Annotated in this window: 10 protein-coding genes; 7 read left to right on the plus strand and 3 right to left on the minus strand. The window is 68.8% G+C overall.

Features of this window, described 5'->3' with window-relative positions:
* The 7 genes from AMD30_RS21040 to AMD30_RS21070 all read left to right on the plus strand — a co-directional run.
* A partial coding sequence (locus AMD30_RS21040; protein WP_055476972.1) for a non-ribosomal peptide synthetase occupies positions 1–3231 on the plus strand: 3231 nt, incomplete at its 5' end.
* Between the two features lie 58 nt (positions 3232–3289).
* A complete protein-coding gene (locus AMD30_RS21045; RefSeq protein WP_055476973.1) occupies positions 3290–3898 on the plus strand; it encodes a GNAT family N-acetyltransferase in 609 nt (202 codons plus the stop codon).
* Positions 3899–3902: 4 nt separating this feature from the next.
* The gene (locus tag AMD30_RS21050) at positions 3903–5720 is read left to right on the plus strand and encodes an IucA/IucC family protein (RefSeq protein ID WP_055476974.1); all 1818 of its coding nucleotides are present in this window, start codon (positions 3903–3905) and stop codon (positions 5718–5720) included.
* Between the two features lie 5 nt (positions 5721–5725).
* On the plus strand, positions 5726–8062 hold the full coding sequence (locus AMD30_RS21055; protein WP_055476989.1) for a penicillin acylase family protein: 2337 nt from the start codon (positions 5726–5728) through the stop codon (positions 8060–8062).
* The gene (locus AMD30_RS21060) at positions 8050–9516 is read left to right on the plus strand and encodes a condensation domain-containing protein (RefSeq protein WP_055476975.1); all 1467 of its coding nucleotides are present in this window, start codon (positions 8050–8052) and stop codon (positions 9514–9516) included. Before AMD30_RS21055 ends, AMD30_RS21060 begins: the two co-directional genes overlap by 13 nt.
* 50 nt (positions 9517–9566) lie before the next feature.
* Positions 9567–11111, plus strand: a complete 1545-nt coding sequence (locus AMD30_RS21065; protein ID WP_055476976.1) for a pyridoxal phosphate-dependent decarboxylase family protein — start codon at positions 9567–9569, stop codon at positions 11109–11111.
* On the plus strand, positions 11108–12427 hold the full coding sequence (locus tag AMD30_RS21070) for a lysine N(6)-hydroxylase/L-ornithine N(5)-oxygenase family protein (protein ID WP_010844749.1): 1320 nt from the start codon (positions 11108–11110) through the stop codon (positions 12425–12427). The genes AMD30_RS21065 and AMD30_RS21070 overlap by 4 nt, the downstream gene beginning before the upstream one ends.
* Before the next feature lie 733 nt (positions 12428–13160).
* Here AMD30_RS21070 and AMD30_RS21075 read toward each other — a convergent pair.
* The 3 genes from AMD30_RS21075 to AMD30_RS21085 form a co-directional block, all read right to left on the minus strand.
* Positions 13161–14135, minus strand: a complete 975-nt coding sequence (locus AMD30_RS21075) for an ABC transporter substrate-binding protein (protein WP_014925206.1) — start codon at positions 14133–14135, stop codon at positions 13161–13163.
* Between the two features lie 65 nt (positions 14136–14200).
* Complete coding sequence (locus AMD30_RS21080; protein WP_055476977.1) at positions 14201–15058, minus strand: hypothetical protein; 858 nt, start codon at positions 15056–15058, stop codon at positions 14201–14203.
* 108 nt (positions 15059–15166) lie between these two features.
* Positions 15167–16474 carry a wax ester/triacylglycerol synthase domain-containing protein gene (locus AMD30_RS21085; RefSeq protein WP_055476978.1) on the minus strand — a complete coding sequence of 436 codons (1308 nt, stop codon included), beginning with the start codon at positions 16472–16474 and terminating at the stop codon, positions 15167–15169.

The raw sequence follows: 16474 nt of genomic DNA on the forward strand, positions 1-16474 counted from the left end.
ACCGCCTGGACAGAACTTCTGGGCGGCGCCCCGACGCCGGCCGCCGACGACACGGCGCCGCCGCTGCCCGAAGCGACCGCGGGCCCCTTCCCGCTCGCTCCGATGCAGCACGCCTACTGGATCGGGCGATCGGACAGCCACGCCTTCGGCAACGTCGCCGCCCACCTGTACATCGAATTCGACGGTTCCGACGTCGACCCCGAACGCTTTGCCTCGGCCATGTCCGCGCTGATGGAACGCCACCCGATGCTGCGTGTCCGCGTGCACCCCGACGGCACCCAGGAGATCGGGCCGGCGCACCCCGAAGCCATTGCCGTGCACGACCTCCGAAGCCACTCGACGGAGATGGTCGAACAGATCCTGGCGGCGAAGCGCACCGACGGAACACACCGCACGCTACCGGTCGACGAAGGGGCGGTCATCCGCGCCGAACTGAGTCTCCTGCCGGGCAATGCGACCCGTGTCCACCTCGACGTGGACATGATCGCCGCGGACGCGATGAGCTACCGCGTCCTCGTGGACGACCTCGCTCGCCTGTACCGCGGCGAGACGCTGCCCGAGCTCGGGGTCACCTTCGCGACGATCACCGCGGACCGCACCTCCCGCGAGACCCTCGACGACGACGTGACGTGGTGGCGCGAACGCATTCCCACGCTGCCCGGGCCGCCCGAGCTCCCGCTCGACGAACGCGCGGCGCGGGGCGAGGTCGAGCCGCACAGTGTCCGCCTCCATCACTCCGTGTCCGCCTCGGACTGGAAGCGGCTCGAGGAGCACGCGCACCGTCGCGGGGTCACCCCCGCGGCCGCCGTCGCCGCGGTGTTCGCCGAGGCCGTCGGAACGCATTCGGCCACATCGCGATTCCTGCTCACCGTGCCCTTGTTCGACCGCCCCCAGATCCATCCGGACGTCGAGCAGGTGGTCGGCGACTTCACCTCGTCGATCCTCGTGGGCGTCGACCTGAGCGAGCCGGCCACGCTCGCCGAGCGAGCGCGGTCGATGCGGTCGTCGATGCACGAGGCCGCCGCCCACGGTTCGATGAGCGGACTGGACGTGCTGCGCGAGTTGAGCCGCCACCGCGGCGAGCCGGTCGTCTCCCCGATCGTGTTCACCAGCGCATTGGGACTGGGCGACCTGTTCTCCCAGCAGGCGACCGACGTGCTGGGCGATCCGTCCTGGATCGTCTCGCAGGGTCCGCAGGTCCTCCTCGACGCCCAGGTGACCGAGGTGGCCGGCGGTCTCCTCCTCAACTGGGACGTCCGCGCCTCCGACCTCGAACTCACCACCGCACGTTCGATGTTCGACCACTACGTCCGCCTCCTCGGGCTGCTCGTCGACGGCGAATGGGATGTGCCCGCACCGGATCCGATCACCGCCGAGGTTCGCGCCCAGCGACTTTCGGTGGAGAACCCGCTGCCAGTCACCGACACCTTCGACGGCACCCTGCACAGCACCTTCTTCACCCGGGCCGCCGAACGGGGCGACGCACCGGCTGTCGTGTCCGACGCACGTTCGTGGACCCACGCCGAACTGGCCGACGAGGCACGACGCGTCGCGGCAACACTCGTCGCGGCCGGCGTCGGGCCCGGCGACACGGTCGTCGTCCATCTGCCCAAGGGCGGGGATCAGGTCGTCGCGGCACTCGGAGTTCTCGCCGCCGGCGCAGCCTACGTCCCGATCGCCCCCACGCAGCCCCGGGCGCGACGCGAGCGGATCGTCGACGTGGCCACTCCGGCCGCGGTTCTCACCGCCGACCCCGCCGGCTGGGCATCCACCGACAGCGTCGTACTCGCGCTCGACGACGCCCGGCTCGCTGAGCCGATCGAGCCGGTCGCGGTGACTGCCGACGACCTCGCCTACGTCCTGTTCACCTCCGGCTCGACCGGACTGCCCAAGGGGGTGCAGGTTCCGCATCGCGCCGCGGTCGCGACCATCACCGACCTCGTCGACCGGTTCGCCATCGGAGCCGACGATCGCAGCCTGCAGGTGTCGTCGCTGGAATTCGACCTCTCCGTCTTCGACATCTTCGGTCTGCTCGCCGTCGGCGGTGCCGTCGTCGTACCGGGAGACGACGAGCAGACCAAGGTCGACGACTGGGCGCGACTGCTCACCCAGCACTCGGTGAGTGTCCTCAACTGCGTGCCGTCCATCCTCGGCATGCTCCTGGACCTCGCGCCCCTGCCCGCATCACTGCGGATGGTCATCATGGGCGGCGACAAGGTCGACGTGTCACTGCTCGAGCGCGTCGCCGCGCAACTGCCCGACTGCCGGGTCGCGGGCCTCGGCGGCACCACCGAGACGGCCATCCACTCCACGATCTGCGAAGCGGACGCCGTCCCGGCGGGAATGGCGTTCGTGCCGTACGGGATACCGTTGCGCGGCGTGCGCTGCCGAGTCGTCGACGACGCCGGCCGCGATCGTCCCGACCTCGTCCCCGGCGAACTGTGGATCGGCGGAGCCGGAGTGGCCGACGGGTACCGGGGCGATCCGGACCGCACGGCCGACCGATTCGTCGAACATGAGGGCCAACGCTGGTACCGCACCGGCGATCTCGCGCGCTACCTGCCCGGTGGCTTCCTCGATTTCCTGGGTCGCGCCGACCACATGGTCAAGATCCGTGGCTACCGTGTCGAGCTCGGCGAGGTCGAGGCCGGCCTCCTGGGTCTGTCCGGTGTGGGCTCGGCGGTCGCCTGGTCCGACGGCCGCGACCTCCGCGCCGCGGTCGTGCTCACCGCCGGATCGACCGACGACGACGCCGACCTCGGCGCCCGGTTGTCGGAAACCCTTCCGCCGCACATGGTCCCGCGATCCATCACGGTTCTGGACCGGTTCCCGCTGACGCCGAACGGCAAACACGATCGCAAGGCCATCGCCGCGGGCACCCGTACCGACGACGACCCGATCGAGGCGGTCGCGCCGCGCGGCCCCGTCGAGGAGGCACTCACGCTGATCTTCGGCGAAGTCCTGCCCACCCCGCCGGTGAGTGTCACCGAGGACTTCATCTCCCTGGGCGGCGATTCGGTCCAGGCCACCCGGGTGGTAGCGCTCTCGCGCCAGTGGCTCGACGCGCCCGGGCTCTCGGTCGCCGACATCTTCACCGAGCGAACCATCGCCGGTCTCGCGAGGCGTCTGACCGAACTCGACGGGGAACGGGCGGCCTTCGTGGCGCAGACCTTCCTCGACGTCATGCACCTCACCGACGAACAGGTGGAGGCCGAGATCGCGAGCAGTTGACCGCATCCGGCACACCTGACGCCCACAACGCCAGACCATCTCCCAGAGCAAAGGCATCATGACCATTTCCTCCGCACCGACCTACGACCTGAACTCGGTCGATCTCGACGACGTGTCGCACGCCGCGACCGTCCACGGCTGGCTCACCCATCCCAAGGCCAAGTACTGGGACATGCTCGACAGCTCAGTCGCCGACGTGGAGAAGATGATTCGCGATTCGGCGGAGGCCACGGCCGGTACGCCTTATGGAATGCGCCTGGGCTACCACGACGGGCACCCGCAGTTCCTGTTCGAGCTCTACGACCCGGCCACCAGTGAACTCGCCGACCCCGCCAGCGGTTACGTGCCCGCCGACGGCGACATCGGCATGCATCTGCTGGTCGCCCACGCCGAACAGTCACTTCCCGGCTTCACCGGCGCGGTGATGCTGCACATCATGCGCACCGCGATCCTCGAGGTCGGCGCCGCCCGCGTCGTCGTCGAGCCGGACGTCCGCAACAAGGCCGTGCACCGCCTGAACGCGAGCGTGGGATTCCGGGTCGACGGGGACTACCCCGTCGGGAACAAGACCGCGCACCTGAGCTACTGCACCCGAGCCGATTTCCTCGCGGTGACCGACAACGGCAGGTCTGTCGGACCGGTCGAGGTCACGGACCTGGGGGCGTAGATCGTTGACTCTCCAGGACATCGAGACCACGCAGGGGTTCGCGGTGCGCACGGCCGGGGGGTCGGGTGCGCGAAGCCATCGCCAGACGTATCACACCAGGATCGCGAAGAAGATCCTCGCCGAATTCTCCCACGAGCGGGCGCTCGATCCGGTGGCGACCGGAGACGGCGGCTATCTCGTCTCCTCCGCCGACGGCCACACCGAGTACCACTTCCGCGCCGATCGTCTCGCCCTGGACAGCTGGGCGATCGACGAGTCGTCGTTGCGTCGTGTACAGGACGGCGCCGAACTCCCGATCGACGCGGTCGCCATGATCGTCGACCTCGCACCGTTGGTGGGCATCGGACCCCAGGCGCTGCCGGAGTACCTCGAGGAGTTCATCAACACCCTGGCCATCAGTGCCGAGCGTCCGGACGTACGCCGCATCGCGGCAGCAGATCTCGCGCACGCCGACTTCCAGACCATCGAGGCGACGATGACCGAGGGGCATCCGTGCATCGTCGCCAACGCCGGCCGTCTCGGATTCAGTGCCGAGGACATCGAGCGGTATGCGCCCGAGGTCGGCAACCACTTCCGCCTCGTCTGGCTGGCCGCCCGTCGCGAGGACTGTGACGTCGCCACCGTCGACGATGTCGACTACGACGCGTTGCTCCTCGACGAGCTGGGCGCGGAGACCCTGGCGGGTTTCGACGCCGCGCTCGTCGAAGCCGGTTGCGACCCTGCGGATTACCGGTACTTGCCGGTCCACCCCTGGCAGTGGGTCGAGAAGGTACAGAAGCTGTACTCCGCCGACATCGCCGGCCGGCGCATCGTCGAGGTGGGGACGAGTCCTGACCTCTACCAGGCCCAGCAGTCGATCCGTACGGTGTTCAACGCCACCACGCCGACCCGCAATTACGTCAAGGTCGCGCTGTCCATCGTGAACATGGGGTTCACACGCGGGATGTCGGCCGACTACATGCGTACGACACCGCTCATCAACAACTGGGTCCGCAGACTCGTCGCCGACGACCAGTACCTCGCGGCGATCGGTTTCGAGATGATCTTCGAGGTCGCCGCGATCGGTTACCGCAGCCCGACCTTCACGCCGATCACCCAGCCGGGATCGGAGTACCGCAAGATCCTGTCGGCGCTGTGGCGCCAGAGTCCGGTGCCGTTGACCGCCGCCGACGAGCAACTGTCGACCATGGCCGCGCTGCTGCACGTCGATCACCTGGGCGAGCCGTTGGTGGGCGCGTTCATCGAACGTTCGGGAGTCCCGGCGACCGAGTGGGTCCGCCGCTACCTGCGGACCTATCTGCATCCCATCGCCTACCTGCTCTACCGGTACGAGCTGAAGTTCTCCCCCCACGGTGAGAACCTCATCCTGGTTCTCGCCGACGGCATTCCGGTGCGCGCCATCCTGAAGGACATCGGCGAGGAGGTGTCGGTGTTCGGGAAGGCGGAGGGACTCCCCGAGAGCTGCGCCCGTGTCCGGACCACCGAGCCGGACGAGATCCGCAACCTGGGTGTCCTGTCGGATGTCTTCGACGACTTCCTGCGCCCGCTCGCCGAGGTCCTGCACACACACGGCCTCGTCGACGACGACGAGTTCTGGTCACTTGTCGGCGAGAGCCTGCGCGAGTTCGTGGCCGCCCATCCCGAACTGGAGGACCGTCTCACCCGTTGGGACCTGTTCGCACCGGAGTTCGGAGCGGTGCACATGAACGGTCTGCAGTTGCGCAACAACAAGCGCATGGTCGACATCGAGGACTCCTATGCCTCACTGATCGACGCCGGTCACCGGCTCGCCAATCCGGTTGCATCGCACAGGGACCGGTGACCGACATGACCGCAACCCACACCAGCGGACACCCGGACGTGGAGATCCTGCGAGACGGGCACGGCATCCCGCACGTCCGCGCGACGACGCCGGCGGGCGCGCTGTACGGTCAGGGCCGGGCATGTGGCGAGGACCGACGCTGGCAGATCGAGTTCATGCGGCTGCGCGCCGAGGGACGCACCGCCGAGGTCTTCGGAGCCTCGTGCATCGAGTGGGACACCTTCGCCCGCCGAGCCCAGCTCGACGCCGCGGCCAAACGGATCTTCGAGGCATCGTCGACCCGCACCCGCGATCTCGTCACCGCCTATGCCGCCGGGGTGAACAGCACGCTCGACGACCCCGAGACCTCCGCTGCCGCACCGGAACTCGAGGCACTAGCGCATCGGCCACAACCGTGGCGGCCGTGGACACCGATCTCGGTGTTCATCATGCACCACGTACTGTTCGGACGGTTCACCACCAAGCTGTTCCGCCTGCACGCCTGCCGCACGCTCGGTCTGGATGCCCTGCGATTCTGGGACTTCGAGACACGGGAGACCGATCCCACGATGCCCGCGATGCCCGACGAGGCATTCCTGGACGAGATCCTGGCGATCACCCGGCCGGCGTCCCCGGAGGAGCCATCCCCCGCGGTCGACCTCGGTGACCCGATGTCGGGCAGCAACGCGTGGGGAGTCTCCGCGGAACGCAGCTCGACCGGTGCGCCGATCGTCGCCGGCGACCCGCATCGCTTTCTCGAACTTCCGGGCATCTACCAGCAGTTCCATCTCGCCTCGACCGGTCCTTCGGACGCATTCGACATGGCCGGGTTCGCCTTTGCCGGCGTTCCTGGGGTCCCCCACTTCTGCCAGGGCGACGACATCGCCTGGGGCATCACGAACGCGATGGGTGACTACCAGGATCTGTACCTCGAGCGGTTGACGCGCGACGATGCCGGCACGCTCCTGGTCGAGGTGCCGGGCGGGACCCGGGTGCCGGCCGGGGTCAGCACCGAGACGATCCTGGTCCGGGACGCCGAACCCGTGGCGGTGCAGGTGATCACCACTCCGAACGGTGCCGTCGTCTTCGGCGGTCCCGAGGACGCGTTCGCGATGAGCATGCGGTCTCCGCTGCTCTCCGAGGAGGTCACCTTCGACGCGCCGCTCGATCTGCTCTTCGTGCGGACCGTCGCCGATGTCGAAGCGGCGCTGGCCAACTGGGTCGAACCGGTCAACCGGGCAGTCATCGGCCATGCCGACGGCACCGTCGCCACCCACGTGGCCGGCCGGGTGCCGGTCCGTGCACCCGAGAACTACTGGCTGCCGGTACCCGGCTGGGACGAGCGCTACCAGTGGCGAGGATACGAGCGGGGTTCGCTCGGCGATCCCGACTTCGACGCGACACTTCGGAACCCGATCACCGTCACCGCCAACCAGCGCATGTCGGATGTGCCTGCGCTGCAACCGCTCACGAGCGAGTGTGTGGAACCGTTCCGCGCCGACCGCATCGCGGTACTGCTCGACGAGCTCACGTCCGTGAGTCCGGCGGACTGTGCCGACATCCACTCCGACGTGCGGCTCGAGCAGGCGAAGGTGGTCCAGGAGTTGCTGTCTCGCGTGCGAGCCGACAGCGACGAGGCCGAGAAGGTCCGGCAGCGACTGGTCGCCTGGGACCGCTCCATGGAGGCCGAGAGCACCGACGCCTACCTGTATGCCGAGTTCCGCACCCAGTTGGTCCTCGGTGTGGCGAACACCGACATCCTCGCCCCGCTGCGCGGGCCGCACGGCTTCCCGGCGGTGTTCCAGCCGTGGTTCGTTCCCGAACCGCGCCTCGCCACCGCACTGACCTCGGTCGTCGCCAACACGGCGGGGATCGGCATCGACATCGAGGCCGTGGCGGTCGCCGCCCTCGACGCCGTGGTGGCCCGGGTCGCCACCTTCGGTGCCACACCCACCTGGGGCAGCGTCCACCGGCTGGCACCGATCCACGGATTCGACCTGGTCGGCGCATCGCCGCAGTATCCGGACCTGTTCGCGACCCTGCGTCCGACGCCGCTCCCGCTGGCCGGCGACGCCGAGAGCGTCTTCGCCAACGCCGCGGCGGTCGGTACGCACCTGTGCATCACCGGTGCCGCGGCCCGCTATGTGTGGGACCTCTCCGACCGGAACGCGAGCCGCTGGATCGTCCCGCTGGGCGTGAGCGGCGACCCCCGTTCCGATCATTTCCAGGACCAGGCGCCGCGGTGGGCGGCGGGCCAGCTGGTCGAGGTCGTCCGCGACTGGGACGCATTGCACGCCATGTCCGCAGCGGCGTCGACGCCGTCCGCCGCCCCGTCGACCGAGAGGGAACCATGCCCGCGTTGACCGAAGAGCGACTCACACTGCTGCGCCGTCGGATCGCGCAGGCGGGTGACATCAGTCCCGCTCGCTCCGCCGACGCACCGGACACAGCCGTACCGTTCGGCGAGTTCGGGACCGCCGAGCGTCGGATGTGGCGGATCTACGAGCTGGACCCGGACTCGGTGTCGCACAACATCGGACTCGTGCTGGGGTTCGGCGGGAGCCGGACGCTGAGTTCGGTCGTCGCCTCCGCCGAACTGCTCGTCGAGCGATTCCGGGTGCTGAGCTCCGTGGTCGAGACCGACGACGCGGGCACACCGAGTCGACGCGCCGTGTCGAGCTCGGGATCGTGGGACGCATCGGGAACGGTGTGGACCTGGGGACTCTCGGAGACGGCTGCGAGCGGCATCGGCACCGGCGTCGATGCCGATCCCGCGGCGACCGCCCTGACGCGGACCCCGTTCGATCTTCGCTCGGAAGTGCCACTCCGGCTGCGCGTCTCGGGGTCGGACGGAGACGTCACGATGATCCTGGTGGTCCACCACCTGGCGGTCGACGACACCTCGTGGCCACTGCTCCTCGGCACCCTGGTGTCGGGTTCCTGGCCCGGAGACATCACCGCCGAAACCCGCCCGGAGACAACCGATCCCACTGCCGCGGCGGATGCGACGGACAACGCGGTCCGACACGCACTCGCGACCTGGGCCGCTGCGGACGTCCGCTACCCGCTCACGGGTGAGCTGCCCACGGAGAGCGCCGCCGACAGCTGGCTGTCGCCGATGGACGACCGCGACGGCATCAAGGTCGCCGCCCCGGTCGCGGCCGACTCGCTGACCGCTTTCGGGCGGGTCGCCCAGATCGTCGGGGCGACACCCAATGCATTGCTGATCGGGGTCTGCTCACTCGCGGCGTTCGCGCTGACCGGCGCGGCCGACCACGTCCTCGTGGTACCGGCCGACAACCGGCGACGGGCACAGTCACCGCAGGATGTCGGCTACTGCGGCAACATCATCCCGATGCGATTCCGCATCGACCCCGACGACACCGTCGAACAGGCCCTCCGCGATGCGGGTTCGGTGATCTACCGGGCAATGGAACACTCCGGCACCGATTTCGGGCCGATCCTCACCGCGTTGCGGCAGCAGGGTGGTCGATTCCCCGTCATCGAGATCATGGCCTCGGTCCGGCCCGCGCCCCTGCGCGGGATCCCGCAACCCGCCGACGCACCGGTCACCTGCCACTCGGTCTTCAACGGGATCGCCAACTACCCGCTCTCCATCGCCTTCGAGGCCGACGACGACAGCACCCACGTCGAGGTGGATCATCAGCCGGGGATCGTTCCCGACGCGGTGGCCGACCGGGCCACCGCGGTACTCACCGCACTCGTCGACCTGATCCCGACGTCGTTGCACCACTCCGTCTCCGCGCTCCTCGAGGTCCTCGACGAGCGCGCTCCGCAGAAGGGCAGCGCCGGATGACCGGCGTGCCGCCGCGCCACCGAGCGCCAGAGTCAACAAGGGGGAACCCAGTGTCCGAAGATCGCCGATCCAGTTGGGGTGTCTCGCGATTCGCCCGTCCCGGCGACGGGTGGGCCGACGTCGGACGCGGCCTGGCCGAGATCGCCGCCGCGGTCAGCGACCACCACCACGGCGCCCCGCTGCCCAGCGGTGATCCCGTCGCGGTGCTGGGCGGGGTGACAGCACTGCTCGGTCCGCACGGAATCCCGGAGAACGGGATCGGCGAATCGGAGGCGCTGACCCGACTCGCTCGCCTGGTGGCCGAGTTCGGCCTCGACCTCACACACCCGATGGCCGCCGCGCACCTGCAACCCGCTCCCCTGTCGGTGGCGGTCGCCGCCGACGCGCTGGCATCGGCGACCAATGCCTCACTCGACACCTATGATTCGGGTCCGGCCACGCTCGCGCTCGAGACGTGGACCGTGCAGTCCCTGGCGCGTTTGGCCGGTTTCGGCGAACACGCCGGCGGTGTCTTCAGCCCCGGCGGGTCGATCTCGAACCTGCTGGCGCTGATGATCGCGCGCGATCACACTGCCGCACGCCGAGGTGTCGACGTGCGTCACGACGGAGTCGGGGCGTTGCAGCGTCCGGTCGTCTTCTGCTCGCGTGTGGCTCACTTCTCGGTCCACCGTGCTTGTGCGGCACTGGGACTGGGCGAGACCGCGGTGATCCCGGTCGAGGTCGACTCGCAGCACCGGATGATCCCGGAGGCCCTCGAGGCGGCGATCCGGGAGTCCGGCGCGGCCACCCCGCTGGCGATCGTCGCCACCGCGGGCACCACCGACTTCGGCACCGTCGACCCGCTCGGCGAGATCGCCGACATCGCCGAGCGTCACGAGATCTGGTTGCACGTCGACGCCGCCTACGGATTCGGTTCGCTGTTCTCCGATCGCCTCGCTGGTCTGCTCACCGGCGTCGAGCGCGCCGACTCGGTCACCCTGGACCTGCACAAGGTCGGCTGGCAGCCGGCCGCCGCGAGCCTCATGCTCCTGTCCGACGCGGATCGCTTCGTGTCCCTGAACCGGTCGGTGGCCTACCTCAACCCCGACGACGACGTGGAGGCCGGATACAGCGGCCTCCTCGGTCAGACCTTGCAGACGACCCGACGTCCCGATGTTCTGAAGGTCGCGACGACCCTGCTCGCCTACGGGCGCCGCACCCTGGGAGAGATGCTCGACCGGTGCAACGATCTCGCGGTGTACGCCGAGCAGCGAGTCGCCACCGAGCTGCAGCTCGAACTCATCGCGCCGGTCACGCTGACCACCGTCGTGTTCCGCTACCGCTGCACCGATCTCGATACGGTCAACGGGGAACTGCGGCGTCGGCTGATCGCCGACGGCAAGGCCCTCATCGGCCGTACCCAGGTGCGGGTGCCGGGCGAGGACGAGCCGCAGACCTGCCTGAAGCTGACCCTCCTCAACCCGGAGACCTCGGAGAGCGACATCGACGAGCTGTTCGACGAGCTCCTGCGCGTCGCCCTCGAGGTGGAGTCCGAAGGCACCGCCGCGCCCGGCGCGGAAACGCACAGTGAAGAAATGGTGAGAGTGTCCGAATGACCCCTGTTGAGAACGTAGACGTACTGGCGATCGGCTGCGGCCCTTTCAATCTGGGCCTCGCCGCGCTGGCCTCGACGCTCGACGACGTGGATCTCCTCGTCGTCGACTCGCGTGACGAGTTCCGCTGGCACCCGGGCCTGATGTTCGACGACGCCACCCTGCAGGTGAGCTTTCTGTCCGACCTGGTGACGCTCGTCGACCCGACCCATCCGCTGTCGTTCCTGAACTACATGGCCGACATCGACCGGATGTACCGGTTCCTGGTGCGCGAGGACTTCTTCCCGACCCGCATCGAGTACGAGGCGTACCTCCTCTGGTGTGTGTCCCGGCTCGACTCGCTGAGATGGAGCACCACGGTCGACGAGGTGACATGGGACGCCGAGGCCGATGCGTTCCGGGTGACCATGCACACTCCGACGGGCTCCTCGACGGTCATCGCACGCCACGTGGTGGTCGGCATCGGGACCGAACCCTTCGTCCCGCAGGCACTCTCGTCGGATTCGCCGGCGGTGGTCCACAGCTCCGACTACCTGTTCAACCAGGAGAAGGCCCTCGCCGCCGACACCGTGACGGTGATCGGTTCGGGTCAGTCGGGCGCCGAGATCGTCATCGATCTCCTCGAGGCCAACCTGCGCGGGGGTCCCGCCGTCCGATGGTGGACGCGCACACCGTGGTTCGCTCCGCTGGACTTCACGAAGCTGTCGCTGGAGATGACCACGCCGGCCTACATGGACTACTTCCACAGCCTTCCCGAGGCCGCGCGTGACCGCGTTCGCCCGCAGCACTGGCAGTTCCACAAGGGCATCTCCACCGATTCCCTCGAGCGGCTGCACGACCTGCTGTACCGACGCCAGCTGCAGGACAAGCTCAATCCGGTGCAGCTGCGGATCTCGGTCGAGGTCGAGGGTCTCGACACGCTCGCCGACGGCAGGTTGCGTGTTCGCGGCCGGCACCTCGACACCGGTTCCGAGCTGGCCCACACCACCGACATGGTCATCGCCAGCACGGGCTATCAGGCGCGCAAGGCAGACTTCCTCGCCCCGATCGAGTCTGCGTTGCACCGCGATTCGCGGGGGCGCCTCGTGATCGGCGCCAACCACGAGATCGAGACCGACGATCCCTTGACCAACCGGATCTTCGTCGCCAACGCCGAGGAGCACGCACACGGCGTCTCGGCCCCGAACCTCGACATCGGCGCGGTCCGCAACGCACGCATCCTCAACACCGTGCTGGGCCGCGAGGCCTACCGCCTGCCCAAGCACACCGCGTTCACCAGCTTCGGCGCCTCTGACGACGACGACATCGTCGCGCCCTAGCCCGAATCCTGCCCCACGGCCCGATCCGCTCCTGCGGGTCGGGCCGTTGTCGTCGGTGTTGCCGCGCAGTGGCTTCGCCCTGAGGTGCGAGGAGCGATAGCCGCGAACACCCCTCCGCTCCCCGAGGTGCGAGGAGCGATAGCCGCGAGCACCCCTCTGCTCCCTGAGGTGCGAGGAGCGATAACCGCGAGCACCCCTCTGCTCCCTGAGGTGCGAGGAGCGATAGCCGCGAACACCCCTCCGCTCCCTGAGGTGCGAGGAGCGATAGCCGCGAGCACCCCTCTGCTCCCTGAGGTGCGAGGAGCGATAACCGCGAGCACCCCTCTGCTCCCTGAGGTGCGAGGAGCGATAGCCGCGAACACCCCTCCGCTCCCTGAGGTGCGAGGAGCGATAGCCGCGAGCACCCCTCTGCTCCCTGAGGTGCGAGGAGCGATAACCGCGAGCACCCCTCTGCTCCCTGAGGTGCGAGGAGCGATAGCCGCGAACACCCCTCCGCTCCCTGAGGTGCGAGGAGCGATAGCCGCGAGCACCCCTCTGCTCCCTGAGGTGCGAGGAGCGATAACCGCGAGCACCCCTCTGCTCCCTGAGGTGCGAGGAGCGATAGCCGCGAACACCCCTCCGCTCCCTGAGGTGCGAGGAGCGATAGCGACGAGCCACGAAGGGTCCGGTGACCCAGAAAACGAACTCGCCCTCCGCATATCGCGGAGGGCGAGTTCGGATGACACCGCTCGGATCAGCTGGACGCCGCGGCGAAGGACGGCTTGAGCAGGTCGAGCACGTACGGGATCGAGTTCGGCGTCGGTGCGTTCAGACCGGTGATCTGCGACTGGGTCATGAAGGTGACGGCGTTGTCCTTGACCGCCTTCAGGTTCTTGTACCCGGGCAGCGACTTCAGGGTCTCCGCCTGCTCGGGCGTGGCGGTGGCCACGACGAGCACATCGGCGTCGAGCATCGGGATGTTCTCGGTGCTCAGTCCGAAACGCGGCTGGCCGGTCCGCCGGTACTCGGCGACCAGCTTGGGTGCCATCTTCATGCCGAGCGAGGTGAACAGTTTTGCGGCGCCGTCGTTCTCGTCACCGAGGACGGACAGCTGATCGGGGCCGTACATGAAGGCGAAGGCGTAGGTCTTGCCCTTCAGGCCCGGGTACTCCTCGGTCACCGCGGCGATCTTGGCGTTGGTGTCGTCGATGATCGACTTCGCCTTGTCCGGATCGTGCAGCACCGTGCCCATCACGGTGACCATGTCCTGCCAGGGATCGATCTCCTGGTCGCTGATGGCGTTCACCGTCGGCGCCAGCTTGGAGATCTGCTGGAACTCCGGGCTGTCCGACGCGAAGCCCGGCGCGAAGATGAGATCCGGATCGAGCTTGGCGATGGTGGTCGCGTCGTCGCCCTTGGTGGGGTCGATGAACGTGGCGTCGGCCAGTTTCTCGCCGTACCAGGGCTGCATCTCGCCGGTCGCCGACTTCGAGTAGTCGTAGTAGCCGACCGGGGTCTCGCCGAACGACAGCACGACGTCGGTCCACTGGTCGCCCAGCGTGACGATCCGCTCCGGGGTGTCCGGGATCGTGACCTGACGGCCGTCCGGCAGGTTGAGTTGGACGGTGCCGCCGGCGGATTCGTCATCCGAGCTCGAGCAACCGGCCAGCAGGCCCGCGAACAGGAGCGCACTCGCGACGAGTGCACCCAGGCGAAGTCGTGAAGTCACGTGAAGATCCCCCCATTGGGTTGTCGGTGTCGTCCGTCGGACCGGACCGTCGTTCGACGGTGCTGTCAGAGCGAGCAGGGCAGCAGGACGAATCCCGCGATGGCGCAGACGCTTCGGTTGGACAGCTTCCACTTGTTGCCGCTCCACACGAAGGTCATCGAGCGGTTCTGGCTACCGCGGCCGACCACGCTGATCTGGAGCGGTGCGGTCAGGGTCGTGCCACTGACCTGGACGGGTCCGACCATCTGGTAGCTGAGCCCGACGTTGCCGTAGGTCGTGATCGCGCGGGAGACGAGGTCGATCTGGCGAAGCGCACGCTCGCCGCCTTCGAGTTCGGCGGCACGCGCGGCGCGGCTGCCGTTGGCGTTCATGACGATCCGGACCTTGGTGTTGAGCTGGCCCGGGGTGAGCGCAGTCGGCGCGGCGGCGACGGGCTGCTGTGGCGCCACAGTGGTGCCCGGCGCCGGTGCCGGGGCCTGACCCGGTGCCGGTGCGGGTGCGGCGCCCTCGCCGGGCGGACCGATCGGTCCGCCGATCGCGCCGCCGCCCTCGGGCACGTTCTCGGTCGGGGCCGCCGCCGGCGCTCCGGCCGGCGCCCCGGCGGGCGCGGGCTGGCCGGGAACGGCACCCGGTTGCTGACCCGCGATGCCCTGCTGCGGGAGCGCGGTCTGCGCGGCACCGAGGTTGACGACGGTCGGCTGCGCGGCGCTCGTGGAGTCGCCACGCTCACTCACGACGATGCCCACCACGCCGATCGTGACCACGATCGCGGAGATGATGGCGGCGACGCCTGCCGACGCCAGCACGGTCGGGATGCTGACCCCGCCCGATCGGCGCGAGGACTCCGCGGCCGGCTCGCTGTAGTCGACCCCCGACTGGTAATCGACCCCGGACGGGTCCTGGTAGTTGACGTCGTTGCTCATGTTGATCTTTCTCCGTGTATGTCTTCGCCCCCGCCGAGCCGACGGCCACCCTGTATATTGCAGGCCCCGGACACCGGATTACAAGGCAAGCCTAAGCTCGCCCTCCCGTCAGGTCGACGGGTGGGCCTCCCGAAGCACGTCGTCGAGCGCTGCCACGAACCGATCGGTGTAGCCGGGTAGCGCCTGCGCGTCGGCGACGATGCCGAACGTGGTGGTGTGTCCGAGGATCAATGTGGTCACCGACAACGAGTAGCCCGCCAGCGGCGACAGCGGCGTCAGGGTGACGATCGACTTCCCCAGCACCGACCTGACCCGTGAGAATCCGGGGTTGATGCCGATGTGGATGTCGGGGTGCATGTGTGCCATCGACGCGTTCACGATCGCGCGCTGCAGACCCCACAGCGGAGCGCGCGGCAGATCGTCGGCGGCGGCCAGATACAACTGCGGCTTGCGTTTCGCGATCGTCTCGAGTTCGCTTCGCGCACGCTCGATCTGGCGCGCGAGGTCGGGCTCGTTGCCGTGGAGGTTCAGCAGCGCGACGGACACCGCGTTGCCGGTGTGCCGGAACTCGTCGTCGAGGGTCACGGGCAGTGTCACGCGGATGACGTCGGCCTGCGAGTCCGCCGGCGGGTTGAGGCTGAGTGCTCGGCCGATGGCGGCGAGCAGGAACTCGTGGACCGTCGCGTTGTTGCGCTTGGCCGCCTTGCGCAGGGTCCGGGTCGACGCGGTGTGCAGGGCGTACTCACGCGTGCCCGACTTGGTCAGCGCCGGCCACGCCCGCTTCTTGCCGCCACCCGCTGCATGCTGATCGCCGTAGGCGGCCTTCGCCTCGGCGAGTTCGTCGGGGTCGATGCCGCTGATCCGGAAACGAGGGCTGGTGGCGAATCGCTCGAACTCCGCCAGGTCCTCGGGCTCACCGTCGGCGAGAAGCGCGGCGAACGCCGCTCCCGCTATCCCGTCGGAGACGCTGTGGTGCACTCGCAGCAGCACCCACTGTCCGACGCCCTCGGCACCGGCCGACGGGGTGAACAGCGTGATGTCCCAGAACGGGCGCGGGCGCGGCAGGGGCGACTCCAGGAGCTTCGTCACACGTCGTCGCAGGTGCGCTCGATCGGTGAACCCGAACTCGGTCACGTGTTCGCCTGCGTCCCAGCTGTCGTCCGCGAGGACCACCTCGGGCTTGCGCCAGCGGCCGTTGCGGATTCCCAGCCGGAAGATCTCGAACAGCCCGGCCCGCTCTCGCACGCGCGCCCGCACCTCGTCGAGGCCGAGCAGGTCGCCGTCCCCCTCGAGCTGCAGGATCATCGACCAGTGCATCGGCGCACTGGCCTTGTCCATGTGCAGGTAGGTGTGATCGGGAGGCGCGAGTTCGGTCACGCGCGCGTCGACCGGTGCCTGACTGGCTGGGCTGTTCAT

This window comes from Gordonia sp. HS-NH1 (genome assembly GCF_001418765.1).
GTDB lineage: Bacteria > Actinomycetota > Actinomycetes > Mycobacteriales > Mycobacteriaceae > Gordonia.